This is a genomic window from Streptomyces sp. NPDC029151 (assembly GCF_055564315.1).
In genome coordinates this window covers 97,333-121,561 of record NZ_JBVHWQ010000014.1, presented here as the reverse complement: position 1 = coordinate 121,561, position 24,229 = coordinate 97,333, and the positions used below count along the sequence as shown (strand labels likewise).

Genomic DNA, 24,229 nt, shown 5'->3' with positions numbered 1-24,229 from the left:
CTCGCCAGTTGTGCTTGCTGGGTTGCGGTTGGTTCCCCCAACGTCCCCCAATGCCATCCCCCCCCCCCTCCCCCCCCCCCCCCCTCCCTCCCCCCCCCCCCCGCCCCCCCCCCCCCCCAGGCCGGCCTCGCGGTCGAGCAGCGCGGTGACGGCCGCCAGCTCGTCCGCGAGCCGGACGGCGTCCACGGACGTGGAGTCCGTCAGCGCGTCGAGACGCTCACGTGCGGCTGCCAGGGCCTCGCGGCTCGCTCCGTTCATCGCGTGGCCTCGGCCTTCTCCTCAAGCTCGTCGAGGAAGCGGTCGATCACACGGCTCTGACGGGCGTGGTCCTCGAGGGACTCGCCGACGAGCTTGCCGGCCAGGTCGGTGGCGAGCTTGCCGACGTCCTGACGCAGCGCCGAAGCGGCGGCCTTGCGGTCGGCCTCGATCTGGGCGTGACCGGCGGCGACGATCTCCTCGCGCTGACGCTGGCCCTCGGCCCGCATCTCGGCGATGAGCGCGGCACCCTGCTCCTGCGCCTCCTGGCGCAGCCGCGCGGCCTCGTGCCGGGCCTCGGCGAGCTGGGCCTTGTACTGCTCAAGGACGCTACGGGCCTCGGTCTGCGCGGCCTCGGCCTTTTCGATACCGCCCTCGATGGCTTCGCGGCGCTCTTCCAGAACCTTGTTGATGTTCGGGAGGAGCTTCTTGGCCAGGAAGCCGAAGACGATGACGAAGGCGATCAGGCCGATGACGAGCTCTGGGATCGGCGGGATGAGGGGGTTCTCGGCCTCCTCAGCCGCCAGCTGAACCAGGGGGCTCATATCAGTGCCTTTCGTCTATTGGTGCGCGGCGGTCGGGTCAGGAGGCCGGGTAGACGAACGGCATGACCAGACCGATCAGGGCGAGCGCCTCACAGAAGGCGAAGCCGAGGATCTGGTTGGCGCGGATCAGACCGGCCGCCTCGGGCTGGCGGGCGAGAGCCTGCGTGCCGTTACCGAAGATGATGCCGACGCCGACGCCCGGGCCGATGGCGGCGAGACCGTAACCGATGGAGCCGAGGTTGCCCTTGATCTGGACGCCGGCGGCAAGGGTTTCGAGAGCGGACATGCCGGTTCTTCCTTCTCTTTCAATGACCGGTGGGGGTTGGCCACCGGATGTCTGGGTGGGTGGTGGGGTGGCTCAGTGGTGCTCGGCGAGCGCGCCCTGGATGTAGCTGCAGGTCAGCAGTACGAAGACGTACGCCTGGACAGCCTGGATGAAGAGCTCGAAGGCGGTCATCACGATGACCATGACGAACGAGACACCGGAGTAGGCGATGCCGATGCCGTTCAGCATGTACCAGCTGGCGATCGTGAAGAGCAGCAGCAGCGTGTGACCGGCGAACATGTTCGCGAAGAGTCGCACGGCGTGGGTGAAGGGCCGCACGAGCAGGTTCGAGAAGAACTCGATCGTCATCGACAGCGGCAGCACCGGGCCGAGCGTCTTGTCGTAGCCGGTGAAGTTCTTGAAGGCGCCGACGAAACCGTGCCGCTTGAAGGTCAGCGAGACCCAGATGACGTAGACGATGCCGGCGAGGACGGCGGGGTACGAGATGATCGCCGTGACCGGGAACGCGGCGACCGGGACGATCGACCAGACGTTCATCATCCAGACGAAGAAGAAGAGCGAGACGACGAGCGGAACGTACTTCTCGCCTTCCTTCTTGCCGATCGTCTCGTAGACGACGCCGCGGCGCACGAAGTCGTAACCGGCCTCGGCCACCAGCTGGAGCTTGCCCGGGACGACCTTCGGCTTGGCGAAGGCGGCCCAGAAGAAGCCCACGATGATGATGGAACCGAGCAGCGCCAGCAGCATCGTCTTGTTGAAGTACAAGTTGCTGTCCGCGTCGCCGACGAGCGGCTTGAACAGGAACGAGTGCAGGCCCGGAGCCGGGAAGCCGCACCCGTCGAACAGGTGGCAGCTCGTGTCGAAAGCGAGCGTCTGCGTCGGGTCAGCACTCACCGCGGGCTCCTTCATCGTGGCGCATAGGTACGGCAACCTCGTTGTGTCGGCGCGGCGTACGGCCGCGGTTCGGCACGGGACTGGTGTTACGGATGTGGGGGCGGCTGTGGGGCATCTCGCCTCGCGATTGAGCAGGCGTCAGCTCAGATACCCGCGCCCGCGATGCCGCAGTTGGCACCGGACGATAGCAGCATCTCTCGTGCGCCTTTATCCCGGCCCTACCCCTCACGACGAGTGCCCTGTCTTCTCGGGCTTGTCGCCCTTCGACGAGGCATCGGGATCGACGTAGAGGATCTTGGCCTTCATGTGCGCACGCGCCTGCGCGGCGATCCACGTCAGGGTGGCGACCACGAGGGCGATGGCGAAGGCACGCGGGTTGAACAGCGTCGTGTTCTTGAACAGGGCGACGAAGATGACCAGCAGCAACAGCTGGGCCGCGTAGAGCATCAGGCCCATCATCTGGAACAGCTGGGGAAAGGATTTGGCGGTGCGCTGGAGCACGTAGAGGCCGAGACCCATGAACGCGATCACCACCAGCGTCCCGACGACGGCCCCGATGGCCCCCTTGCCACCGGCGACCACCCCGCTGACAACGGCGGCGATGGCGCCGACGGCAGCCGTGGGTACGGCGGCCTGGGCCAGGATCCGGGCGTCATTGGACGGCATGGCGGCAACTCCGCTTTCACAAGGGGGCAGGGTGTCGTCATGGACGAGCGTAGTCCCGGGCTGAGTGATCGAGACCTCACACCTTCGGACCGTCGCACTCAGGTCCTTCGGTCCTATCCCGGGTTCTCGTGAACCGTATCACAAACTATTTGATGAGGTCTTTACCTGTTGGGTGTGCTTGCTGTCACACATGAGAGTGACCGTGCGCGTCTGTGCAAGAACCGGGGTGACTTGACTGGTATTGGGGGCATACGCTCCCCCACGAGTTGGCAATGCTCTAGTCAGATTCTTACCTTGAGCGTCTCAACGACGGTCGATCAGACGCGAACGAGCGCTGATCGCAGTCGCCCCGTTGACGGTCGGGGCGCCCGCCGGAACGGGGGTGCGCTCGCCCGGTTCCGGGGCCTGCTGGTCCTGGGCGGCCGCTCGGGCCTCCTGGGCCTCCGAGGGCTCGGCGGCCTCCGCCGCGACGGCGTTCCCCGCGCCCAGGCCGCGCCTGCGGTACCGCGGCGGCACGAACCGCTGCGCCCACACCGGCACGCGCGGGGTGAAGCGCGGGAGCAGCAGCAGGACCAGGCCGATCGCGCTCAGGAAGACCACGCCCAGCACGATCCACATCGACGCCGAGTTGACCGAGTACGCCAGCGCCCCGAAGCCGATCAGCGCCGACCAGAAGTACATGATCAGCACGGCCCGGCTGTGCGAGTGGCCGATCTCCAGCAGGCGGTGGTGCAGGTGCCCGCGGTCGGCGGCGAACGGCGACTGGCCGCGCCAGGTGCGGCGGACGATCGCCAGCACGAGGTCGGCGGCCGGTACGGCGATGATCGTCAGCGGGAGCAGCAGGGGGATGTACACCGGGACCGTCTGGTGGACCGCCGCCTTCTCCGAACCGGCGTACAGGTTCAGCGCGTCCGGGTCCACCTGGCCGGTGATCGAGATCGCGCCGGCCGACAGCACCAGACCGATCAGCATCGAGCCCGAGTCGCCCATGAAGATCCGGGCGGGGTGCATGTTGTGCGGCAGGAAGCCCAGGCACATGCCCATCAGGATGGCCGCGAACAGCGTGCCGGGGGCGGCGGCCTCGATGCCGTACGAGTACCAGATCCGGTAGGCGTAGAGGAAGAACGCGCCCGCCGCGATGCACACCATGCCGGCCGCGAGGCCGTCCAGGCCGTCCACGAAGTTCACCGCGTTGATCGTGATGACCACCAGGGCGACCGTCAGGAGCGTGCCCTGCCACTGGGTCAGGGCGACGTTGCCGACGCCCGGGATGGGCAGCCACAGGATCGTCAGACCCTGCATGACCATCACGCCCGCGGCGATCATCTGACCGCCCAGCTTGATCAGCGCGTCGATCTCGAACTTGTCGTCCAGGACGCCGATCAGCCAGATCAGGGCGGCCCCGGAGAGCAGCGCCCGCGGTTCGTTGGACTTCGCGAAGACCTCGTTGAGGTTGGTCAGGTGGTCGGCGACCAGCAGACCGGCGCACAGGCCGAAGAACATCGCGATACCGCCGAGGCGCGGAGTGGGCTCCCGGTGCACGTCCCGGGCCCGGATCTCCGGCATCGCCCCGGCCACGATCGCGAACTTGCGTACCGGCCCTGTCAGCAGATACGTCACCGCGGCCGTGATGCAGAGCGTCAGGAGGTATTCACGCACGGGCTTCCCCACAGGTCTCGCTGGCCATCACAGCCCCACACCCTAGCGACGGATGCATATGGATGAGGACTGCCGGGTAGCGACGATGGTTGCACGCGTGGCTGTACGCGTGGCCGCGCACCCCGGTCGGCCACCCCGCTTCAGCCGGGATACGGCGGAAACTGGCCGGTCAGTGCGCGCACCTCCTCCCGCGCCGCGGCAGGCTCCCGCTCACCGCGCAGCACGGCCGCCAGCAGCGCCGCGATCCGCACCATCTCCGGCTCGCCCATGCCCTGGGTGGTCACCGCGGCCGTGCCCAGACGCAGGCCGCGGCCGTCGCCGTGCGGCAGCGCGCAGCAGTCCAGCACCAGACCGGCGGCGAGGAGCCGGCCGCGCGCGGTACGGCCCTCCACCCCGAGCGGGGCCGGGTCCGCCGTGATCAGGTGGGTGTCCGTGCCGCCGGTGGTCACGACGAGCCCCTCGGCGGCCAGGTGACCGGCGAGCACCCGGGCGTTGGCGACCACCTGATGGGCGTACACGGTGAACGCCGGCGTCGCCGCCTCGCCGAACGCGACGGCCTTGGCGGCGATGGTGTGCATCTGGGCACCGCCCTGGGTGAAGGGGAAGACGGCCCGGTCGACGCGCTCCGCCAGCTCGGCGCCGCACAGGATCATCCCGCCGCGGGGGCCGCGCAGCACCTTGTGGGTGGTCGCGCACACGATGTCGGCGTACGGCACCGGGTTGGGGGCCGCGCCCCCGGCGACCAGCCCGATCGGGTGCGCCGCGTCCGCGATCAGATAGGCCCCGACCTCGTCGGCGACCTCGCGGAAGAAGGCGTAGTCGATGTGACGGGGGTAGGCGATCGAGCCGCAGACGATGGCCTTCGGCCGGTGGTTGCGCGCCAGGTGACGGACCTGGTCGTGGTCGATGAGCCCGGTCTCCGCGTCCACGCCGTAGCCGACGAAGTCGAACCAGCGGCCGGAGAAGTTCGCCGGGGAGCCGTGCGTGAGGTGACCGCCATGGGGCAGGCCGAGGGCCAGGACGGTGTCCCCGGGGCGCAGCAGGGCGGCATAGGCGGCCAGGACCGCGGAGGAGCCGGAGTGTGCCTGGACGTTGGCGTGCTCGGCGCCGAACAGGGCCCTGGCGCGGTCGATGGCGGCGCGCTCGGCGACGTCGACCAGTTCGCAGCCGCCGTGGTGCCGGGCGCCGGGGTAGCCCTCGGCGTACTTGTTGGCGAGCGGGGAGCCGAGGGCCGCCAGCACGGCCGGCGAGCAGAAGTTCTCGGCGGCGATCAGCTGGAGCGTGGTCGACTGCCGCGTCAGCTCTCCGAGCAGGATCTCGGCCATCGCCGGGTCCTGTCGCCGCAGGACGTCGGTCTCGAGGGTGGGGGTGACCGACATGGCGGGCTCCCGGGCGGTCGACGGTGACGTATCCCCAATGTAGGCCCGGGCAGCGGCGCACGCGCGGTCGTCGCAGCCCTTGCTGCCGGACGGCGTACGCGTTACCTGCGCGCCGGTACCCCGGTCAGCGCCGTCACCACCGGATCCAGCGCGTCCCGTATCTCGTCGCCGATGGACCGGAAGAAGGTCAGCGGGGCGCCGTACGGGTCGTACACCTCGTCCGCCTCGGCGGTCGGGGCGAGCAGCCAGCCGCGCAGGGCCGCCGCCGCGCGCACCAGCGCCCGGGCCCGCATGACCACGCCGTCCTCCAGCGGCGGCAGGGTGGCCGGATCTATCGCCCGGACCAGCCGGGTGAACTCCTTCAGGGTGAAGGTGCGCAGGCCCGCCGAGTGCCCCATGGAGATGACCTGGGCGCGGTGGTCGCGGGTCGCGGTCAGCACCAGGTCGGCCCGGATCACGTGCTCGTCCAGCAGCTCCCGGCCGGTGAACCCGGTGGGGTCCGCGCCGAACTCGGCCAGCACGGTCTCCGCGTGGGACTCCATGGGCGCGCCCTCGTGGCCCCAGGTGCCGGCGCTCTCCACGATCAGCCCGCCGCCGAGCACGCCGAGCCGCTCCGCGACGAAGTGACGGGTCAGCCGCTCGGTGATGGGCGAGCGGCACACGTTGCCGGTGCTGACGTGGAGGATGCGGAAGGTGTCGCGGGGGAACCCGAACGTCGTCGTCTCCTCCGCGCTGTAGCCCCCGCCGCCTATGCCACGCATGGGGGCACCCCCTGCTCGAGCGGAACCGAGAGCCTGGGGGATTCAGGGGCCGTCAATTCGCCACCTCAAGGTCGGGTACGACCTTGCGCAGCTCCTCCGCGGAGAGCGCGCCGGCGCGCAGCAGCACCGGCACCTGGCGCGAGACGTCCACGATGGACGACGGCACGTTGGCCGGGGTGGGGCCGCCGTCGAGGTAGACGGAGACGGAGTCGCCGAGCATGTCCTGGGCGGCGTCGCAGTCCTCCGGCGCCGGGTGGCCGGTGAGGTTCGCCGAGGAGACGGCCATCGGGCCGACCTCGGTGAGCAGCTCGATGGCGACCGGGTGCAGCGGCATGCGGACGGCGACCGTGCCGCGGGTGTCGCCGAGGTCCCACTGGAGGGACGGCTGGTGCTTGGCGACGAGCGTCAGCGCGCCCGGCCAGAACGCGTCGACGAGCTCCCAGGCCATCTCGGAGAAGTCCGTGACGAGACCGTGCAGGGTGTTCGGGGAGCCGATGAGGACGGGGGTGGGCATGTTGCGGCCCCGGCCCTTGGCGTCGAGCAGCTCGGCGACGGCCTCGGAGGAGAACGCGTCGGCGCCGATGCCGTACACCGTGTCGGTCGGCAGCACCACCAGCTCGCCCCGGCGGACGGCGGACGCGGCTTCGCGCAGACCCGTCACGCGGTCGGTCGCGTCGTTGGTGTCGTATCGCCGTGCCATGTCTAGCTGGCCTCCTCGTACACGTGCTGCGGGGTGGACGTCTGCGGGGTGCTCACGGCAGCGCCTTGCGGGCGGTGGCGAACCGCGGGCGGTTGTTGAGGTCCGGATGATCGGCCGCGTCGGCCCAGCCCCGCTCCTCGGTGAAGATCCACGGCACCTGGCCGCCCTGGGTGTCGGCGTGCTCGATCACGACGACGCCGCCCGGGCGCAGCAGCCGGTGCGCGGTGCGTTCGATGCCCCGGATGAGGTCGAGGCCGTCCTCACCGGAGAACAGCGCCATCTCCGGGTCGTAGTCGCGGGCCTCGGGGGCGACGTACTCCCACTCGGTGAGCGGGATGTACGGCGGGTTGGAGATGACCAGGTCGACCTGGCCGTCGAGGTCCGGGAAGGCGGTCAGCGCGTCGCCCTGGCGCAGGTCCACCCGGGAGCCGGCCACGTTCTTGCGCGTCCACACCAGGGCGTCCTCGGACAGCTCCACGGCGTGCACCCGGGAGCGCGGGACCTCCTGGGCGAGGGCGAGCGCGATGGCGCCGGAGCCGGTGCACAGGTCGACGATGCAGGGCTCGACCACGTCCATGGCGCGTACGGCGTCTATGGCCCAGCCCACCACGGACTCGGTCTCCGGCCGGGGCACGAACACCCCGGGGCCGACCTGCAGTTCCAGGTAGCGGAAGTAGGCCCGCCCGGTGATGTGCTGCAGCGGCTCGCGCTGCTCGCGCCGGGCGATGACCTCCCAGTACCGGGCGTCGAAGTCGGCGTCCTTCACGGAGTGCAGTTCGCCGCGCTTCACGCCGTGCACGAACGCGGCCAGCTCCTCCGCGTCGGTGCGCGGCGAGGGCACGCCGGCGTCGGCCAGCCGCTGGGTGGCCTGGGCCACCTCCGCGAGCAGCAGGTTCACGCGAGTCCTCCGTGTCGTACTCGTGCTCGTGCTTGAGCCCGTACGTGCGTACGTGTCTTACGCGGCGGCGAGCTTCGCCGCCGAGTCGGCGTCGACGCAGGCCTGGATGACCGCGTCGAGGTCGCCGTCCAGGACCTGGTCCAGGTTGTACGCCTTGAAGCCGACCCGGTGGTCCGAGATGCGGTTCTCCGGGAAGTTGTAGGTGCGGATCTTCTCGGAGCGGTCGACGGTGCGGACCTGGCTGCGACGGGCGTCGGCGGCCTCCCTCTCCGCCTCCTCCTGGGCCATGGCGAGCAGCCTGGAGCGCAGGATGCGCAGGGCCTGCTCCTTGTTCTGGAGCTGGCTCTTCTCGTTCTGGCAGGAGGCGACGACTCCGGTCGGGATGTGCGTGATGCGCACGGCGGAGTCGGTGGTGTTCACGGACTGGCCGCCCGGGCCGGAGGACCGGTAGACGTCGATGCGGAGGTCGTTGGGGTTGATCTCCACGTCCACCTCCTCGGCCTCGGGGGTGACGAGGACACCGGCCGCGGAGGTGTGGATACGGCCCTGCGACTCGGTGGCCGGGACGCGCTGCACCCGGTGCACCCCGCCCTCGTACTTCAGCCGGGCCCAGACGCCCTGGCCGGGCTCGGTCTGCCCGCGGGTCTTCACCGCGACCTGGACGTCCTTGTAGCCGCCCAGCTCGGACTCGGTGGCGTCGATGATCTCGGTCTTCCAGCCGACGCGCTCGGCGTAGCGCAGGTACATGCGCAGCAGGTCGCCGGCGAACAGCGCCGACTCGTCGCCGCCCGCGCCCGCCTTGATCTCCAGGATGACGTCCTTGTCGTCACTCGGGTCGCGCGGGACCAGCAGGAGGCGGAGCTTCTCCGTCAGCTCCTCGCGCTGCTTCTCCAGGTCCTTGACCTCGGCGGCGAAGTCCGGGTCGTCGGCGGCGAACTCGCGCGCGGTCTCGATGTCGTCGCCGGTCTGCTTCCAGGAGCGGTACGTGGCGACGATCGGGGTCAGCTCGGCGTAGCGCTTGTTGAGCTTGCGCGCGTTCGCCTGGTCGGCGTGGACCGACGGGTCGGCGAGCTTCTTCTCCAGGTCGGCGTGCTCGGCGACGAGTTCCTCGACGGCCTCGAACATCTTTCGGCTCCTGTACTGCGGTGTGGGGAAGGACGGGCGACCAAAAACGCCGGTCCCGGGCACACCCGTGGCGGGCGCGACCGTGGACCGGCGCATTGGGGCTCGCTACTTCTTGGAGCCGGCAGCCTTGCCGAAGCGGGCCTCGAAGCGGGCCACACGGCCACCGGTGTCGAGGATCTTCTGCTTGCCCGTGTAGAACGGGTGGCACTCGGAGCAGACCTCGGCCCGGATGGTGCCGGACTCGATGGTGCTACGGGTGGTGAACGACGCGCCACAGGTGCAGCTGACCTGCGTCTCGACGTACTCGGGGTGGATGTCGCGCTTCAAGGTGTCTCCTAGGTTCCGGGAGGGCGCCGGGTCGCCGCCGCGGGGTGCGGGAGCGTGAACCGGAGCCGACGTACCAGTCTGCCAGGACTGGCGCCATCCTCCCAAACCGGGGGTGCGATTGTTCTATTCCCGGGGTGCGGGGGCACGCGGCCCGGTGTGCGGGGGCGTGCGGCCCGGTCAGGGTGCGGCGGCGGCCCCCAGGCAGGTCGGCCGGTTAGCCGGTCAGCCGGTCACGACGCCCTTGGCCTCGCCCGTGGCCGTGCCCTTCGTGGCCGACTCCGGGATCGGCCTGTCGTTCTTCAGAGCGTCCCAGACCTGCTGGGCCTTGGTCTTCTCCAGCAGGACGCGGTTGGGGTTGGCCGGGTCGTACTGGACGGGCATCGTGACCATCTTCATGTGGGACGAGCTGATGCCCTTGAGGCCGCCGGCGAAGTCGATCAGGGAGTTGACCGAGCCGAGGTCGGAGTCGGTGGTGACGGCCTTGGTGGCGGTGTCGGCGAGGTCGTACAGCTTCTTCGGGTTCGTGAAGACGCCGACGTGCTTGACCTGGTCGATCAGTGCCTTGACGAAGGCCTGCTGGAGCTGGATGCGGCCGAGGTCGGAGCCGTCGCCCACGCCGTGCCGGGTGCGGACCAGGCCGAGGGCCTGCTCGCCGTCGAGCGTGTGGGTGCCGGCCTTCAGGTCCAGGTGGCTCTGCGGGTCCTTGATGCTCCTGGTCGTCGTGACCTCGACGCCGCCGAGGTCGACGATGAGCCGCTGGAAGCCCTCGAAGTCGACCTCCAGGTAGTGGTCCATGCGGATGCCGGTGATCGACTCGACGGTCTTCACCGCGCAGGCCGCGCCGCCGGTGGAGTACGCCTCGTTGAACATCACGCCGGACGCCGGGGGATGCACGGTGCCCTTGGTGTCGGTGCACCCGGGGCGGTCCACCAGGGTGTCCCGGGGGACGGAGACCACGCTGGCCCGCTTGTGGCCCTTGTACACGTGCACGATCATCGCGGTGTCGGAGCGGGCGCTGCCGTCGTCCGCGCCGCCGCCGAGCTTCTTGTTCTTGCCGGAGCGGGTGTCCGAGCCGAGGACCAGGATGTTCTGGGAGCCGTTGTCGATCTTCGTCGGCCGGTCGCTGCCGAGGGCCTGGTTGATGTCGACGCTGTGCAGGTTGCCGTTGAGCTTGAAGTACAGGTACCCGGCGCCGGCTCCGCCGAGGACGACCACGCCCACGGCCGTCCAGGCCGTCGCACGCAGCGCCTTGCGGCCGGTGCTGGGGGCCTTGCGTCGGCGGCCCTTGCCCCGGCGGCGCGGGGCCGTGCCCGGCTCGGGTATGGCGGGCTGAGTGCTCTCGGCGGCCACATCGCTCCTAGGTCTCGGCGGTCGGGTACCCCCTGTGGTCAGGGTCGGGCGGTCGTCACCCTCCATCGTCGCTCCGCCTGGTCAGACGGAGGAACTCGGAAAAGGGTTGCACGACGCTCTGTGCCCACCGCGTACGGCGACGGGCACGGTGCGTGGCCGGCCGGTTCGCGCGAACCGCTCTCACCTGCGGTTTCGCGCCCCCGGCCGGTACGTCCGGAAAGCGGTGCCCACGCGGACGCCTGTGGCAAAGATCTCGCTTGCGGCCTTTGTGACCCGCTCGTACCTGTGACCTTTTCGGCACGTCCGTGCCTCCGGCCGCGCGCCGCGCGGGCCGCAGGCACCGGCGCGCCGTGGAAGCCGGAAGGCCGCCCCCCGTCCGCGGGGGACGGGGGGCGGCCTTCCGGTGCCTGGGGCCGGGACGGACGTCAGTCGCCGTTGCCGGGCGTCGGCGTCGTCTTCTGGATCTGCATCAGGAACTCGACGTTCGACTTGGTCTGCTTCATCTTGTCGAGAAGCAGCTCGATCGCCTGCTGCTGGTCCAGCGCGTGCAGGACGCGGCGGAGCTTCCAGACGACGGCCAGCTCCTCGTTGCCGAGCAGGATCTCTTCCTTACGGGTGCCGGACGCGTCCACGTCCACCGCCGGGAAGATGCGCTTGTCGGCGAGCTTGCGGTCGAGCTTGAGCTCCATGTTGCCGGTGCCCTTGAACTCCTCGAAGATCACCTCGTCCATGCGGGACCCGGTGTCCACCAGGGCGGTGGCGAGGATGGTCAGCGAGCCGCCGTCCTCGATGTTCCGCGCCGCACCGAAGAACCGCTTCGGCGGGTAGAGGGCCGTGGAGTCGACACCACCGGACAGGATGCGGCCGGAGGCGGGGGCGGCCAGGTTGTAGGCGCGGCCCAGACGCGTGATCGAGTCGAGCAGCACGACCACGTCGTGGCCCAGCTCGACCAGTCGCTTGGCCCGCTCGATGGCCAGCTCGGCGACGGTCGTGTGGTCCTCGGCCGGACGGTCGAAGGTCGAGGAGATGACCTCGCCCTTGACCGACCGCTGCATGTCGGTGACCTCTTCCGGACGCTCGTCGACGAGGACGACCATCAGGTGGCACTCGGGGTTGTTGTGCGTGATCGCGTTGGCGATCGCCTGCATGATCATGGTCTTGCCGGTCTTCGGCGGGGCCACGATCAGACCACGCTGCCCCTTACCGATCGGCGACACCAGGTCGATGATGCGGGTGGTGAGCACGCCCGGGTCCGTCTCCAGGCGGAGGCGGTCCTGCGGGTAGAGCGGGGTGAGCTTGTTGAACTCCGGGCGGCCACGGCCGTGTTCGGGCGCCATGCCGTTGACGGAGTCGAGGCGGACCAGCGCGTTGAACTTCTCGCGGCGCTCGCCCTCCTTCGGCTGGCGGACCGCACCGGTGACGTGGTCACCCTTGCGCAGGCCGTTCTTGCGGACCTGGGCGAGGGAGACGTACACGTCGTTCGGGCCGGGCAGGTAGCCGGAGGTCCGGATGAAGGCGTAGTTGTCGAGGATGTCCAGGATGCCCGCGACCGGGATCAGGACGTCGTCCTCGGCGACCTGCGGCTCGGCGATCTCGTCACGGCCACGGCGGCCACGGCGGTCGCGGTAGCGCCCGCGACGGCCGCGACGGCCGCCCTCGAAGTCGTCGTCGTCCTGCGGGCCGGTGTTGCGGTCCTGACGGCCGCCGCCCTGCTGCTGGCCCTGCTGCTGCCGGTCCTGCCGGTCCTGGCGGCCGCCGCCCTGGCCCTGCTGGTCGTCGCCCTTGTTGCGGCGGTCGCGGTCCCGGCCGCGCTCGCGGCGGTCCCGGCGGCCACGGCCCTCGCCGTCACCGGCGTCGCCCTTGGCCTCGCCCTGCTGCTGCGGCTGCTGCTGTGCGGACGTCTCGGCCTTGGGCTCGGCCTTGGCCTCGGCGGCGACGGTCTCGGCGCTGCCCGCGGCCGGGCTGCCCGCCTCGGCGGTGGCGCGGCGACGACGGCGCTCGGTCGGGGCGTCGTCGGAGGCGGGCTGGCCGGGAATCTCGATCTGCTGCTGGGCCACGGCCTTCTCGGCGGGGGCCTCGGCCGCCTTCGGCGCCTTCTTCTCGGCGTCGTCGCCGGTGCGGGCCTTGGAGGTGGCCCGGCGCTTCGGCTTGGTCTCGGTGGCGGTGTCGGCCTTGGCGGCGGGGGCTCCCCCGGCGGCCTGCGCCTCCTTGATGACCTCGATCAGCTGGCTCTTGCGCATGCGCGCGGTGCCCCTGATCCCGAGGCCCGAGGCGACCTGCTGCAGCTCGGCCAGCACCATGCCCTCGAGGCCGGTACCGCGGCGCCGCCGGGAGCCGGCACCGGTGGCAGGCGCGGAGGCGTCCGTGGAGGGCGCGGCAGCGGTCTCCTCGACACGTGCGCCCATCAGATCGGTGGTGTCGCTCACGAAGGGTCCTTCCCTGGAGCGGACGTCGGCCTGTCTGGCTCGGCGACCGGTTGTGCTGTCCGACTACGGTCCTGTCTTCTGTGAACCGTGCCGGGGCGGTGGTCCGCCAAAGCGGCGGAAGAAATGTGCGGTGATGGCGCTTCCGCGAGTCGTGGCACCCAGTGTCACGTGGTGTGGTAGCACCGATTCCGAAGCGTGCCCGGCGGCCTCAGTACTCGCATACGACGTACTGCCCAGGTACGACGCACGGAACACGGAGTGGCGCGGGAGGCTCCCGGAAGAATGTCTGTCCCGGACGGGGACACGAGGCACCTCGCCATGGTGGGGTCGGGTGCAGACTTGAGATTAACACTACCGGATCCAACAAACATTCCCCCTCTCCAAATCCGGCAACCGTGTGGAGTCAATCAACGGTGGGGGTCGCGAGCGGCAGCACGCTCGCTCCCAGGAGGTCCAGGTCCAGCCGGTTGGCGGCCCAGCCCTCACCCGCGAGGTGGGAGACCTTGTCGGCGCTCTCGGCGTCGGCGAGGGCCATGACGGTCGGCCCGGCGCCCGAGATCACGGCCGGGATGCCGTCGGCCCGCAGCCGCTCCACCAGCGCGGCGCTGTCCGGCATGGCCGGGGCGCGGTACTCCTGGTGCAGACGGTCCTCGGTGGCGGGCAGCAGCAGCTCGGGACGCCTGGTCAGGGCCTCGACGAGCAGGGCGGCGCGGCCGGCGTTGGCGGCGGCGTCGACGTGCGGCACGGTGCGCGGGAGCAGGCCGCGCGCGGTCTCGGTCAGGACCGGCTTTCCGGGTACGAAAACCACCGGAACGATGGAATCGTGCGGCTCCATCCTGATGGCCCGGGCGGTGCCGGCCTCCATCCAGGACAGGGTGAAACCACCGAGCAGACACGCGGCCACGTTGTCCGGGTGGCCCTCGATCTCGGTGGCCAGCTCCAGCAGGGCGGCGTCGTCCAGGCGGGCCTCGCCGCCTATGGTCACCGCGCGGGCGGCGACGATGCCGGCGCAGATGGCGGCCGAGGAGGAGCCGAGGCCCCGGCCGTGCGGGATGCGGTTGGCGCAGACGATCTCCAGGCCGCGGGGCTGACCGCCCAGCAGGTCGAAGGCCGTGCGCAGGGAGCGGACGAGGAGGTGGCTCTCGTCCCGCGGCAGGGTCTCGCCGCCCTCGCCCGCGATGTCGATGTGCAGCCCGGAGTCGGCCACCCGGACGACCACGTCGTCGTAGAGCCCCAGCGCGAGGCCCAGGGCGTCGAAGCCCGGACCGAGGTTGGCGCTGGTGGCGGGAACGCGCACCCGGACGGCGGCGGCTCGGAACGCTGGACCGGCCATCGCTCGTTGACTCTCCTTGAGCTGCGTGACTGTCGAAGACACTCGATACGTACGAAAGACCCTCAGGCCGCGCAGAGGGCGCGGTGCCGCCCGTGTGCGAGGGCATATGCAGCGGGCGGGTTTCGATACAGCCTATCGAAGGAAGGTTCTGTGGCGACATAGGGCGCACAGGAGGCGCACGATGCGTGTCGCAAGCCCCCTGTGCTCCCTGTCAGGGAGAACCCCGGTGCCGGACGCTCAGGCGAGGCCCAGCCGCTCGGCCGCGGTGGCCGCGTCGACCGGGACGGTGACCGGCTGCGGGGCGCCGGCGACGGCCCAGTCCGGGTCCTTCAGGCCGTTGCCGGTGACGGTGCACACGATGCGCTGGCCCCGGTCGACCTTGCCCTGCTCGACGGCCTTGAGCAGACCGGCCACGGAGGCGGCGGAGGCGGGCTCCACGAAGACGCCCTCCTGCGCGGCCAACAGGCGGTAGGCGCGCAGGATCTCACGGTCCGTCACCTCGTCGATGGCACCGCCGGACTCGTCGCGGGCCTGGAGGGCGTACTGCCAGGAGGCCGGGTTGCCGATGCGGATGGCGGTGGCGATGGTGGAGGGGTCCTTGACGACCTCGCCGCGCACGATCGGAGCACTGCCGGACGCCTGGAAGCCCCACATGCGAGGGGTCCTGCCGGCGACGCCGTCGGCGGCGTACTCCTTGTAGCCCTTCCAGTAGGCCGTGATGTTGCCCGCGTTGCCGACCGGGAGGACGTGGATGTCGGGCGCGTCGCCGAGCATGTCCACGATCTCGAAGGCGGCCGTCTTCTGCCCCTCGATCCGCACCGGGTTGACCGAATTCACCAGTGCGACGGGGTAGTTCTCGCTCAGGCCCCGCGCCAGGGTGAGGCAGTCGTCGAAGTTGCCGTCGACCTGGAGGATCTTCGCGCCGTGCACGAGGGCCTGGCCCATCTTGCCGAGGGCGATCTTGCCCTGCGGCACGAGGACGGCCGACACCATGCCCGCGCGCACCGCGTACGCGGCGGCGGAGGCGGAGGTGTTGCCGGTGGAGGCGCAGATGACGGCCTTCGCGCCCTCCTCCTTGGCCTTGCTGATGGCCATGGTCATACCGCGGTCCTTGAAGGACCCGGTCGGGTTGGCGCCCTCCACCTTCAGGTGGACCTCGCAGCCCGTGCGCTCGGAGAGCACCTGCGCGGGCACGAGGGGCGTGCCGCCCTCGCGGAGCGTCACGACCGGCGTGGTGTCGGATACCGGCAGCCTGTCCCGGTACTCCTCGATGATTCCGCGCCACTGGTGGGTCATTGCTGGTTACTCTCCTTCAACCCGCATGATGCTGGCGACACCCCGCACGGTGTCGAGCTTGCGCAGTGCCTCGACGGTCCCGGAGAGGGAGGCGTCGGAGGCCCGGTGGGTGACGACGACGAGGGAGGCCTCGCCGTCCTTGCCCTGCTGCCGAACGGTGTCGATCGACACGCCGTGTTCGGCGAAGACGGTGGCGACCTGGGCGAGCACGCCCGGTTTGTCGGCAACGTCGAGGCTGATGTGGTACCGGGTGACGACCTCGCCCATCGGGGAGACGGTCAGGTCGGCGTACGCCGACTCGCCGGGCCCGGTGGCACCGCCCCGCCGGTTGCGGCAGACGGCGACGAGGTCACCGAGGACGGCGGAGGCGGTGGGCGAACCGCCGGCGCCGGGGCCGTAGAACATCAACTGCCCGGCGGCGTCGCTCTCCACGAAGACGGCGTTGTACGCGCCGCGCACGGAGGCGAGCGGGTGGGTGAGCGGGATCATCGCGGGGTGCACGCGCGCGGTGACCGACGTGCCGTCCTTCGACCGCTCGCAGATGGCGAGCAGCTTGATGGTGCAGCCCATCTCCTTGGCGGAGGCGAAGTCGGCGGCGGTGACCTCGGTCATGCCCTCGCGGTAGACGTCGTCGAGGCGCACGCGCGTGTGGAAGGCGATCCCGGCGAGGATGGCGGCCTTGGCGGCGGCGTCGAAGCCCTCGACGTCGGCGGTCGGGTCGGCCTCGGCGTACCCCAGGGCGGTGGCTTCGTCCAGGGCCTCCTGGTACCCGGCGCCGGTGGAGTCCATCTTGTCGAGGATGAAGTTGGTGGTGCCGTTGACGATGCCGAGCACCCGGTTGACCTTGTCGCCGGCGAGCGACTCGCGCAGCGGCCGGATCAGCGGGATGGCACCGGCGACGGCGGCCTCGTAGTAGAGGTCCTTGCCGTTGCGCTCCGCCGCGGCGTGCAGGGCGGCCCCGTCCTCGGCGAGCAGGGCCTTGTTGGCGGAGACGACGGAGGCGCCGTGCTCGAAGGCGGTGGTGATGAGCGTCCGGGCCGGCTCGATCCCCCCGATGACCTCGACCACGACGTCGATGTCCCCCCGTTTGACGAGGGCGGTGGCGTCGGTGGTGACCAGGCTCGGGTCGATGCCCTCGCGCACCTTGCCGGGGCGCCGCACGGCGACCCCGGCCAGCTCGACCGGGGCGCCGATCCGGGCCGCGAGGTCGTCGGCGTGCGTCGTCATGATGCGCGCCACCTCTGAGCCGACAACCCCACAGCCCAGCAGCGCCACCTTCAGCGGACGCGTACGCATCATCCGACCTCGTTTCCTCATACCGTCTACGGTTGGACCAGTCTCACTCACCGGACGGGAGTTTCTACCCTACGTCCGGATTGTGAGACATCAATTTCATTTCCACGGGGGCGGACGCCGCAGATCTTCCACTGCGCTCATCCCGCCACCCGGAGTTCCGGCAGGTGGGGATCACCCCACGTCGAGACGCAGAAGATCCTCCTCCGTCTCACGCCGGACGATCACCCGGGCCTCGCCGTCGCGTACGGCGACGACGGGCGGCCGGAGCACATGGTTGTAGTTGCTGGCCATCGACCGGCAGTAGGCACCCGTGGCCGGTACGGCGACGAGGTCGCCCGGTGCCAGGTCCGCGGGCAGGAAGGCGTCCTTGACCACGATGTCCCCGCTCTCGCAGTGCTTGCCGACGACCCGCGCGAGCATGGGCGCGGCGTCGGAGGTCCGGGACACCAGGGCGACGCTGTACTCGGCGTCGTACAGCGCGGTGCGGATGTTGTCCGACATGCCGCCGTCGACGGAGACGTAGGTGCGCAGTCCGTCGAGCGGCTTGACGGTGCCGACCTCGTACAGCGTGAAGGCCGTCGGCCCGACGACGGCGCGTCCGGGCTCGACGGAGATCCGGGGCGTCCGCAGCCGGGCGGCCTCGCACTCGCGGGTGACGATCTCGGTGAGCGCCTTGGCGATCTCGTGCGGCTCACGGGGGTCGTCGTCGCTGGTGTAGGCGATACCGAGCCCGCCTCCGAGGTCGATCTCGGGCAGCTCGACCCCGTGCTCGTCACGGATGTCCTTCAGCAGCCCCACGACCCGGTGGGCGGCCACCTCGAAACCGGACATGTCGAAGATCTGCGACCCGATGTGGGAGTGGATCCCGATCAGTTCCAGCCCGTCGAGCTGCAGGGCCCGCCGCACGGCCTCGGCGGCCTGCCCGCCGGCGAGCGGGATCCCGAACTTCTGGTCCTCGTGGGCGGTGGCGATGAACTCGTGGGTGTGCGCCTCCACGCCCACGGTCACCCGGATCTGGACCCGCTGCCGCTTCCCGAGCGACTGCGCCGCATGGGCCACACGCACGATCTCCTGGAAGGAGTCGAGGACGATGCGCCCGACACCGGCCTCGACGGCCCGGGTGATCTCCTCGGCGGACTTGTTGTTGCCGTGGAAGGCGATGCGGTCGGCGGGCATCCCGGCGGACAGCGCGGTGGCCAGTTCACCACCGGAGCAGACGTCCAGGTTCAGCCCCTCCTCGTGCAGCCATCGCACGACGGCCCGGGAGAGGAAGGCCTTGCCGGCGTAGAAGACATCGGCGTCCGGACCGAACGCGGTGCGCCAGGCCCGCGCTCGGGCCCGGAAGTCGGTCTCGTCGAGGATGTAGGCGGGGGTGCCGTACTCCTCGGCGAGCCGGCCGACGGGGATCCCGCCGACCGTGACCGCACCGTCCTCGCCGCGCGTGACGGTCTGCGCCCACACCTTCGGGTCCAGGGCGTTGAGGTCGGCGGGCGGGGCGGAGTAGTGCCCCTCGGGCAGGACGTCGGCGTGGCGGGGTCCGGCGGGATGGGCGGAACGGCTCATGACGTGGCTCTCAGACTCTCTGTCTCTCTCCGGGGGCGCGTCTGCACGGGCGCTCAGAGATGTTCGGGTGCGTCGATGCCGAGCAGGGACAGGCCACCGGCCAGCACCGTCCCGGCGGCTTCGGCAAGCGCCAGCCGGGCCCGGTGGGCGGCCGAGGGTTTCTCCTCACCGACGGGAAGCACGGAGGGCAGCAGGGGCAGCACGGCATCGGCGACGGTGACGAGATGCCGGGCGAGCCGGTCCGGGGCACGGTGGATGGCGGCCCCGGCGAGGATACGGGGGTGCTCGGCGAGCGGGGTGTACAGGGAGGTCTTCGTGTCCCCCAGCGGCCCCGGCTCGGCGGCGAACCCCAGCCGGCCGGCGTTACGGCCGAGGGAACGGACGCGGGCGTGCGCGTACCGCACCCGGAACAGCGGATTGCCCTCCCGCTGGACCAGGTGATCGGCGGTGATCCTGGGCCGGTCGTGCGGGGCGGGGTGGAGCAGGGCCCACCGGGCGGCATCGGCCCCGAGCGGCGCGGGATCCTCGGGCGCGGGCACGGGCCGCAGGGTGGCGGGCTCACCATGCTCGACGGTGGCGCGCCCGCCCTGGGCCGCCACGAGGCGTACGACGGCGTCGGCGACCACCTCGGCCCGCACCTCGTACGGCACCCGGAGCACGACGACCTGCCCGGCGAGCGCGTCCCCGTGCCCGTACCGGGCGCCCTTCTCCCCTATCTCCCGCACGAGCCCCGCGACGGGATCGACCCGGCCCTCGAGACTGATGTTGAGGAACCCCGCCCCCGTGACGACGACGTCACGGATCCCCTCGGCACCGACGAGACGGCCCCGCAGGATCTCGGCGACCCGCAGCGCAGGCTGCCCGGCCGGCCGGGCCAGCTGCAGGGCGACGGTGGTGGCGAAGTCCCCGCACCCCCCGGGCCCCGGCTCCCTCACCACGACCCGCTCGGGCACGGCCACACTCAGCTCCCCGTCGTCGACAGCACGACGCACCGCGCGCAGCACGGTGCGGGACAACTCGACGGGGGTCACGGGACAAGCGTAGGGGAGGTGGGGGGTGGGGGTGCCAGTCGGTTGGGGGGTGGGGGTGGGTGGGGGGTGGGGGTGGGGTGTCTGTGGGGGCGTGGGGGGTGGTGTGTCCGTGTCCGTGGGGGGCGGTGGGGGTTGGTGGGTCCCGGGTGGGGGGTGGGGTGGTGTCCGGGGGGCGGCCTGGGTGCGGTTGGGGTGGGGACCGGGGTGCGGCTGGGTGGCGATCGCGGTGCGGCCTGGGTGCGGCTGGGGTGGCGACCGGCGTGCGGCCTGGTGCGGTTGCGATGGCGACCGGGGTGCGGCCGGGGGTCGGTGACCCACCAGGGGCCCCGGGGGGTGGTGCTCGGGGGCTGCAGCTGGGGGGTGGCGACCGGGGCCCGGTACCCACGGCGGGCTCGGCCCAGAGTTGGTGACCCACCAGGAGGCCGGCGGGGGTGGGGTGCCCGGGGCGCGACTGGGGGGATGGCGACCGGGGGTCGGTGACCCATCAGCGGGCTCGGCCGGGGGCGGGATGCAGCGGGCCGACGTGGGACTGGTGGCCACCGGGGCGTCGGCCCGGGATGGCCGAGGTGGAGGCCGGCTCACCCGCCGAAATGCATGCCGCCGGGAACGCCGTCGTCGTAGGGGCTGCCGGAGCCGGCGGACTCAACGTCCCCGTCCCCGTCGCCGTCTCCGCTCCGGTCTCCCCTGCTCCGGTCTTCTCCGCCCGGGTCGCCCTCTCCTCGATCCCCGCCACCGAGATCTCCTCCGGGCGCGGCTCCCCCATGACCCTCGGGCCCGGTCCGCCGCTCGACGAGGTGCTTCACCAGGCGTACCAGCTCGGCGGGTTCGAAGGGCTTGGCGAGGAAGGCGTCCACCCCGACATCGAGGCCGGTCTCGACCTCGTACTGCGTGCACGCGCTGATGATCGCGAGGGGCAGGTGGCGCGTACGGGGATCGGCCCGGAGCCGGGCGGCGGTGCGGAGCCCGTCCAGCCGAGGCATGACGACGTCGAGCGTGACGACGTCGGGCCGCACCTGGTGCACCACGTCCAGACACTCGGCACCATCGGCCGCGGTCACGACCTCTAGCCCTTCCAGTTCGAGGTTGACCCTGATCAGCTGCCGGATGACCTTGTTGTCGTCCACAACAAGCACCCGGCCGGGAGCGCCTGGCACACGTCGAGAGTAGGTCCGGACCGGCCACCGCGTCCGGGTTTTCCCCACTTCCACCCCCTACAGGGGACCCGCCCGCCCACGCCCGGGGAAACGGGTTCCTGATCACCCCCGCGGACCTGCTAGTGTTCTACACGTCGCCGCGAGCGAGAAGCTCCGCAGCCGACACGCCCCCGTAGCTCAGGGGATAGAGCAACGGCCTCCGGAGCCGTGTGCGCAGGTTCGAATCCTGCCGGGGGCACACTGTGTAAGTGTGTCAAAGACCCCGCCATCAGCGAGTTAGCTGAGTGCGGGGTCTTCGCGTATGTGCAGGCGGATGCCGCCGGAAGCAGGCGTTTACCAATGATCACGTTGTAATAGCGTGTTGATCTTGAGAGTCGGAGCGGCAGGTCAGAGGCCGTTTCGCGGTCCTTGAGAGTAGCCCTGTGGACCAACCGTGGACAGGCCGAAGCCCCGGACGTTTGCAGCCCGGGGCTTCCGTCAGTCGGTCATGTTCGGCTGTCAGTCCGTAGGGTCATTCCCTTCCCGCAGCCCTTGCATGATCCGGTCGTTCATCTCCTCCTCTTGGCCTTCGATGCACTTGGCGTAGATCTTCAGCAGGACGTCGACCGAGTGGCCCGCGCGAGCGGCGACCTCCGGCGCCGGCACTCCGGAATTCAGCCACTGGGAGACGCCGGCGTGCCGGAGGTCGTACGGGCGGAAGGCCAGGACAGAGTCCACCTGATCGGGCACGAGCGCGAGTTCCCGAGCCTGCTTCCACGCCCGGGAGTACGACGAGGCAGCGATCACATGCCCCGCTCGCTGGAGAACAGCCGACCGTCCTCCGCAGTGCCGAACTCTTCCAAGTGCTCGCGGAGCAGCCGCACCAGTGGAGGCGGAATCGGCACGACCCTCACCTCACCGTGGGCCCGCTGCTTCAGTCCGCGCCGGTCGTGCGCTTCCCCGGAGTCCGTCCACGCCTTGCCGGCCGTGGGTCGGGTCTCCGCCAGCTCGATACGGCCCCAGCCCGACGCCGGAAGTGTGCAGTCTGACCGGCGACGACCGAGGACCTCCCCAGGTCGCATGGCCGCGTAGTACAGACACCCGAAGAACGCCCGCAGCCGCCGGCCGCTCGCCCGGTCGTAGCCGCCCACATACGTGAGCGCAGTCAGCAGGTCCCGCGCCTGCCGAGGGTTGACCACCACCCGGCGGTTAACCTCCTGTAGCGCCCGCTTGCCCCGCTTACGCCGAACCCGACTCAACGGATTGGACGGCAGGTACTCCAGTTCCACGGCGTACTCAAGCGCGTTGAAGACCACGGCACGCCGCCGCCGGTACGTCTGCGTCACCGCAGGCTTGCCATCCAGCCGCCGGCCCAGCGCATCGATCAGGTCATGCGCCCGGGTGATCTCTTGCAGTTCCGCCACCGGCAGCGACGCCTTCTCGATCCACTTCACCGCCATAACGATCTCCTCCGGACGCTCGCGCTCCCTGCGAGGTACAGGCAGAACGTAGGGCCGCAGCGCCCGCCGCAGCACCTCGGGAGCGGGCCGCCCCCGCCCCGGCTTCACCAGGACGGGAACGACCGTAGCCAGCGCATCGGTCATGCTGTCCCGTTGCTTGGCCGACGCCTCCGTCCACCGCGCATCGACGTACTTCACCGCCAGGTCCACAAAGGACGGCGCCGCCTTGCCACCGCGCAGCGAGTCGGGCAGACCGGTCACGGTGTCGAACGGCTCGCCCCTCGTCGAACGCCCGCACCAGCTTGGCCCGGAAGCGGTCGGCCAGCGTCTTGGTCTTGTACGACTCGCTAAACGGCTCCCCGTCGACCGTCCAGCGCACGAGGTGAGTCGGCTTCTTGGTGATCTTGTTGACCGACAGCTTCCAGACGGAAGCCTTGTAGTCGATGGGGGTTCCGGTACGGGCCCGGTGCTCATCGGCGACCTTGCGGGCGTGTTCGACGAGAGCGGCCGGGACGCTCGGGCGGTGGCGCGACGGTGAGCGGTTGCGCGGGCGGCTCGGGTGCGGGTTCGGGCACGTCCTCCCGGTCCTCGATCTCCTCGACGTCGGCGGTGGTAGTCGTCGGCGCGGAGTGAGCGAGGACGGTTCCACCGAGGAAGGCGACCGCGGGCCAGCCCGCAACGAGGATGCGCAGCCAGGCCGGCACCTGTTGCATGTCGAGCAGTCCGGCCGTGGCGACGTTCGCGCCTAGGGAGGCGGCGAGCGCGATGACGAACCAGCACCACCCGGCCGCTTTCGCGTCACTCGTCCGCAGCCAACGCCAGGCGGCGACCAGGAGCAGGTCAACCGAAATGGGATAGGCCCACGCTTTCCAACCGTCCTGCCCGGCAGCCGAGGCGATGTCTTGCAGGTGGGCGAAGGACAGCGCTGCGGCGATGACCGCCTGGGCGAGCACCGCGTCCACGCGGGCCCGTTGGGCGCGCACGATGCGGTTCCTTCTGGGCTCAGGCATGGGAGGGGTAGGGACGTGGCGTGGGGCGGTCACGCCGAGCGAAGGGGGCAGGTGGAAGGGTCAGTCGCTCACCGGGAGCGGCCGCACGACCGGAGCCGCTTTCTCGACCGGTCGCACGGGCACGTCGGGCCGGAACGGCTTCAGGGACGGCACGTCGGGCATCAGGCGGGCAGAGTCCCGGCAGATCTCGGCGGCATCGCCGAGGGAGAGGTATGGCGTGCGGATGCGGGACCAGCCGCCCGAAGTGTCGCCCGCCACGGCCAGGCCGGGGCGCTCGGGGGCGATGGCGCAGGCAGCCATGAACGCCTCAGCGACGATGTCGCCGAGCGGCCCTCTTGGCCGACGCCTCATCGTTTACGCAGTGGCAGACACGGCCGGTCAGCTGGGCCCGGAGCATCGTTGCGCCCTTGCCCAGTTCGGCGCCGAAGCGCTGCCCGCACACTTCCAGGTAGATGCCGGCCGCGCGGCCGAGCTGGGCGAGTCGGATGAGCTGGGTGACCATCTCGTCTCGCCGTGCCTCCTCCTTCTTCCTGGCGACGAGGAACAGTTCCGCTACCTCGTCGACGAACAGCACGATTGGCACGGGTGGCCAGGGCGGAGAGCCGTGGAGCAAAGGGCGCGAGTTCGACACCTCGTTTACAGTCGATGCCGACCAGGGCGACCGGTTGCCGGGCGAGCCCGGCGATCAGGTGACGCAGATACATGGACTTGCCCGACAGCGTGGCCCCAAGGGTCAGTTGGTGCGGGATGGTCCGGTAGTCGCGCACGAAGGGCGTGGCATCTTCCCGCAGCGCCACCGGCACCTTCAGAAACCCACCCTCTGACTTGCGCGGCAT

The 24,229-nt window shown here is 70.7% G+C and carries 19 protein-coding genes, 1 tRNA gene and 4 pseudogenes; 1 reads left to right on the top strand and 23 read right to left on the bottom strand.

Annotated elements, in window-relative coordinates; genetic code table 11:
• From ACZ4VF_RS35540 to ACZ4VF_RS35445, 20 genes and pseudogenes are all read right to left on the bottom strand, one after another.
• Window positions 1-258 (bottom strand): annotated as a pseudogene (locus ACZ4VF_RS35540) (hypothetical protein); the annotation flags it as partial.
• Window positions 255-800: a F0F1 ATP synthase subunit B gene (locus tag ACZ4VF_RS35535; RefSeq protein WP_356154718.1), complete on the bottom strand. Its 546-nt coding sequence runs from the start codon at window positions 798-800 to the stop codon at window positions 255-257. The pseudogene ACZ4VF_RS35540 and the gene ACZ4VF_RS35535, both read right to left, overlap by 4 nt.
• Before the next feature lie 37 nt (window positions 801-837).
• Window positions 838-1,086, bottom strand: coding sequence for an ATP synthase subunit c family protein (locus tag ACZ4VF_RS35530; RefSeq protein ID WP_018544514.1), 249 nt, complete (start codon window positions 1,084-1,086; stop codon window positions 838-840).
• A 72-nt stretch (window positions 1,087-1,158) separates the two neighbouring features.
• Window positions 1,159-1,995 (bottom strand): F0F1 ATP synthase subunit A, encoded by an 837-nt coding sequence (atpB, locus tag ACZ4VF_RS35525; protein ID WP_467931197.1) that lies wholly within the window; start codon window positions 1,993-1,995, stop codon window positions 1,159-1,161.
• 210 nt (window positions 1,996-2,205) lie between these two features.
• Window positions 2,206-2,646: a hypothetical protein gene (locus tag ACZ4VF_RS35520; RefSeq protein WP_467931196.1), complete on the bottom strand. Its 441-nt coding sequence runs from the start codon at window positions 2,644-2,646 to the stop codon at window positions 2,206-2,208.
• A gap of 303 nt (window positions 2,647-2,949) precedes the next feature.
• On the bottom strand, window positions 2,950-4,305 hold the full coding sequence (locus ACZ4VF_RS35515) for an MraY family glycosyltransferase (protein WP_467931195.1): 1,356 nt from the start codon (window positions 4,303-4,305) through the stop codon (window positions 2,950-2,952).
• 140 nt (window positions 4,306-4,445) lie between these two features.
• Window positions 4,446-5,684: a serine hydroxymethyltransferase gene (locus ACZ4VF_RS35510; RefSeq protein WP_467931193.1), complete on the bottom strand. Its 1,239-nt coding sequence runs from the start codon at window positions 5,682-5,684 to the stop codon at window positions 4,446-4,448.
• A 101-nt stretch (window positions 5,685-5,785) separates the two neighbouring features.
• Window positions 5,786-6,445: an arsenate reductase/protein-tyrosine-phosphatase family protein gene (locus tag ACZ4VF_RS35505; protein WP_467931192.1), complete on the bottom strand. Its 660-nt coding sequence runs from the start codon at window positions 6,443-6,445 to the stop codon at window positions 5,786-5,788.
• Between the two features lie 52 nt (window positions 6,446-6,497).
• Entirely contained in the window at window positions 6,498-7,145 is a 648-nt protein-coding gene (locus ACZ4VF_RS35500) for an L-threonylcarbamoyladenylate synthase (RefSeq protein WP_467931190.1), read from the bottom strand.
• A gap of 52 nt (window positions 7,146-7,197) precedes the next feature.
• Entirely contained in the window at window positions 7,198-8,043 is an 846-nt protein-coding gene (gene prmC / locus ACZ4VF_RS35495) for a peptide chain release factor N(5)-glutamine methyltransferase (RefSeq protein ID WP_030992246.1), read from the bottom strand.
• A 57-nt stretch (window positions 8,044-8,100) separates the two neighbouring features.
• A complete protein-coding gene (prfA, locus tag ACZ4VF_RS35490; protein ID WP_392816816.1) occupies window positions 8,101-9,168 on the bottom strand; it encodes a peptide chain release factor 1 in 1,068 nt (355 codons plus the stop codon).
• Between the two features lie 105 nt (window positions 9,169-9,273).
• Window positions 9,274-9,495: a 50S ribosomal protein L31 gene (gene rpmE / locus ACZ4VF_RS35485; protein ID WP_015657814.1), complete on the bottom strand. Its 222-nt coding sequence runs from the start codon at window positions 9,493-9,495 to the stop codon at window positions 9,274-9,276.
• A gap of 222 nt (window positions 9,496-9,717) precedes the next feature.
• Entirely contained in the window at window positions 9,718-10,845 is a 1,128-nt protein-coding gene (locus ACZ4VF_RS35480; RefSeq protein ID WP_467931189.1) for an LCP family protein, read from the bottom strand.
• Window positions 10,846-11,270: 425 nt separating this feature from the next.
• A complete protein-coding gene (rho, locus tag ACZ4VF_RS35475) occupies window positions 11,271-13,271 on the bottom strand; it encodes a transcription termination factor Rho (RefSeq protein WP_467931187.1) in 2,001 nt (666 codons plus the stop codon).
• A gap of 403 nt (window positions 13,272-13,674) precedes the next feature.
• Window positions 13,675-14,604 carry a homoserine kinase gene (thrB, locus tag ACZ4VF_RS35470; RefSeq protein ID WP_467931186.1) on the bottom strand — a complete coding sequence of 310 codons (930 nt, stop codon included), beginning with the start codon at window positions 14,602-14,604 and terminating at the stop codon, window positions 13,675-13,677.
• A gap of 237 nt (window positions 14,605-14,841) precedes the next feature.
• Window positions 14,842-15,900: a threonine synthase gene (gene thrC, locus ACZ4VF_RS35465; RefSeq protein WP_467931185.1), complete on the bottom strand. Its 1,059-nt coding sequence runs from the start codon at window positions 15,898-15,900 to the stop codon at window positions 14,842-14,844.
• Window positions 15,901-15,906: 6 nt separating this feature from the next.
• Window positions 15,907-17,196, bottom strand: coding sequence for a homoserine dehydrogenase (locus ACZ4VF_RS35460; protein WP_467931207.1), 1,290 nt, complete (start codon window positions 17,194-17,196; stop codon window positions 15,907-15,909).
• A gap of 171 nt (window positions 17,197-17,367) precedes the next feature.
• Window positions 17,368-18,759, bottom strand: a complete 1,392-nt coding sequence (gene lysA, locus ACZ4VF_RS35455) for a diaminopimelate decarboxylase (protein ID WP_467931183.1) — start codon at window positions 18,757-18,759, stop codon at window positions 17,368-17,370.
• A 53-nt stretch (window positions 18,760-18,812) separates the two neighbouring features.
• Window positions 18,813-19,790 (bottom strand): ArgS-related anticodon-binding protein NrtL, encoded by a 978-nt coding sequence (nrtL, locus tag ACZ4VF_RS35450; RefSeq protein ID WP_467931182.1) that lies wholly within the window; start codon window positions 19,788-19,790, stop codon window positions 18,813-18,815.
• A 578-nt stretch (window positions 19,791-20,368) separates the two neighbouring features.
• Window positions 20,369-20,923: a response regulator gene (locus ACZ4VF_RS35445; RefSeq protein ID WP_467931206.1), complete on the bottom strand. Its 555-nt coding sequence runs from the start codon at window positions 20,921-20,923 to the stop codon at window positions 20,369-20,371.
• Window positions 20,924-21,110: 187 nt separating this feature from the next.
• Here ACZ4VF_RS35445 and ACZ4VF_RS35440 point away from each other — a divergent pair.
• Window positions 21,111-21,182 (top strand) — tRNA-Arg (locus ACZ4VF_RS35440).
• 260 nt (window positions 21,183-21,442) lie between these two features.
• On the opposite strand, the pseudogene ACZ4VF_RS35435 reads toward ACZ4VF_RS35440, so the two are convergent.
• The 3 pseudogenes from ACZ4VF_RS35435 to ACZ4VF_RS35425 form a co-directional block, all read right to left on the bottom strand.
• Window positions 21,443-22,828: pseudogene (locus tag ACZ4VF_RS35435) on the bottom strand (tyrosine-type recombinase/integrase).
• Window positions 22,823-23,366 (bottom strand): annotated as a pseudogene (locus ACZ4VF_RS35430) (DUF2637 domain-containing protein); the annotation flags it as partial. The pseudogenes ACZ4VF_RS35435 and ACZ4VF_RS35430, both read right to left, overlap by 6 nt.
• Window positions 23,367-23,453: 87 nt before the next feature.
• Window positions 23,454-24,229 (bottom strand): annotated as a pseudogene (locus tag ACZ4VF_RS35425) (FtsK/SpoIIIE domain-containing protein); the annotation flags it as partial.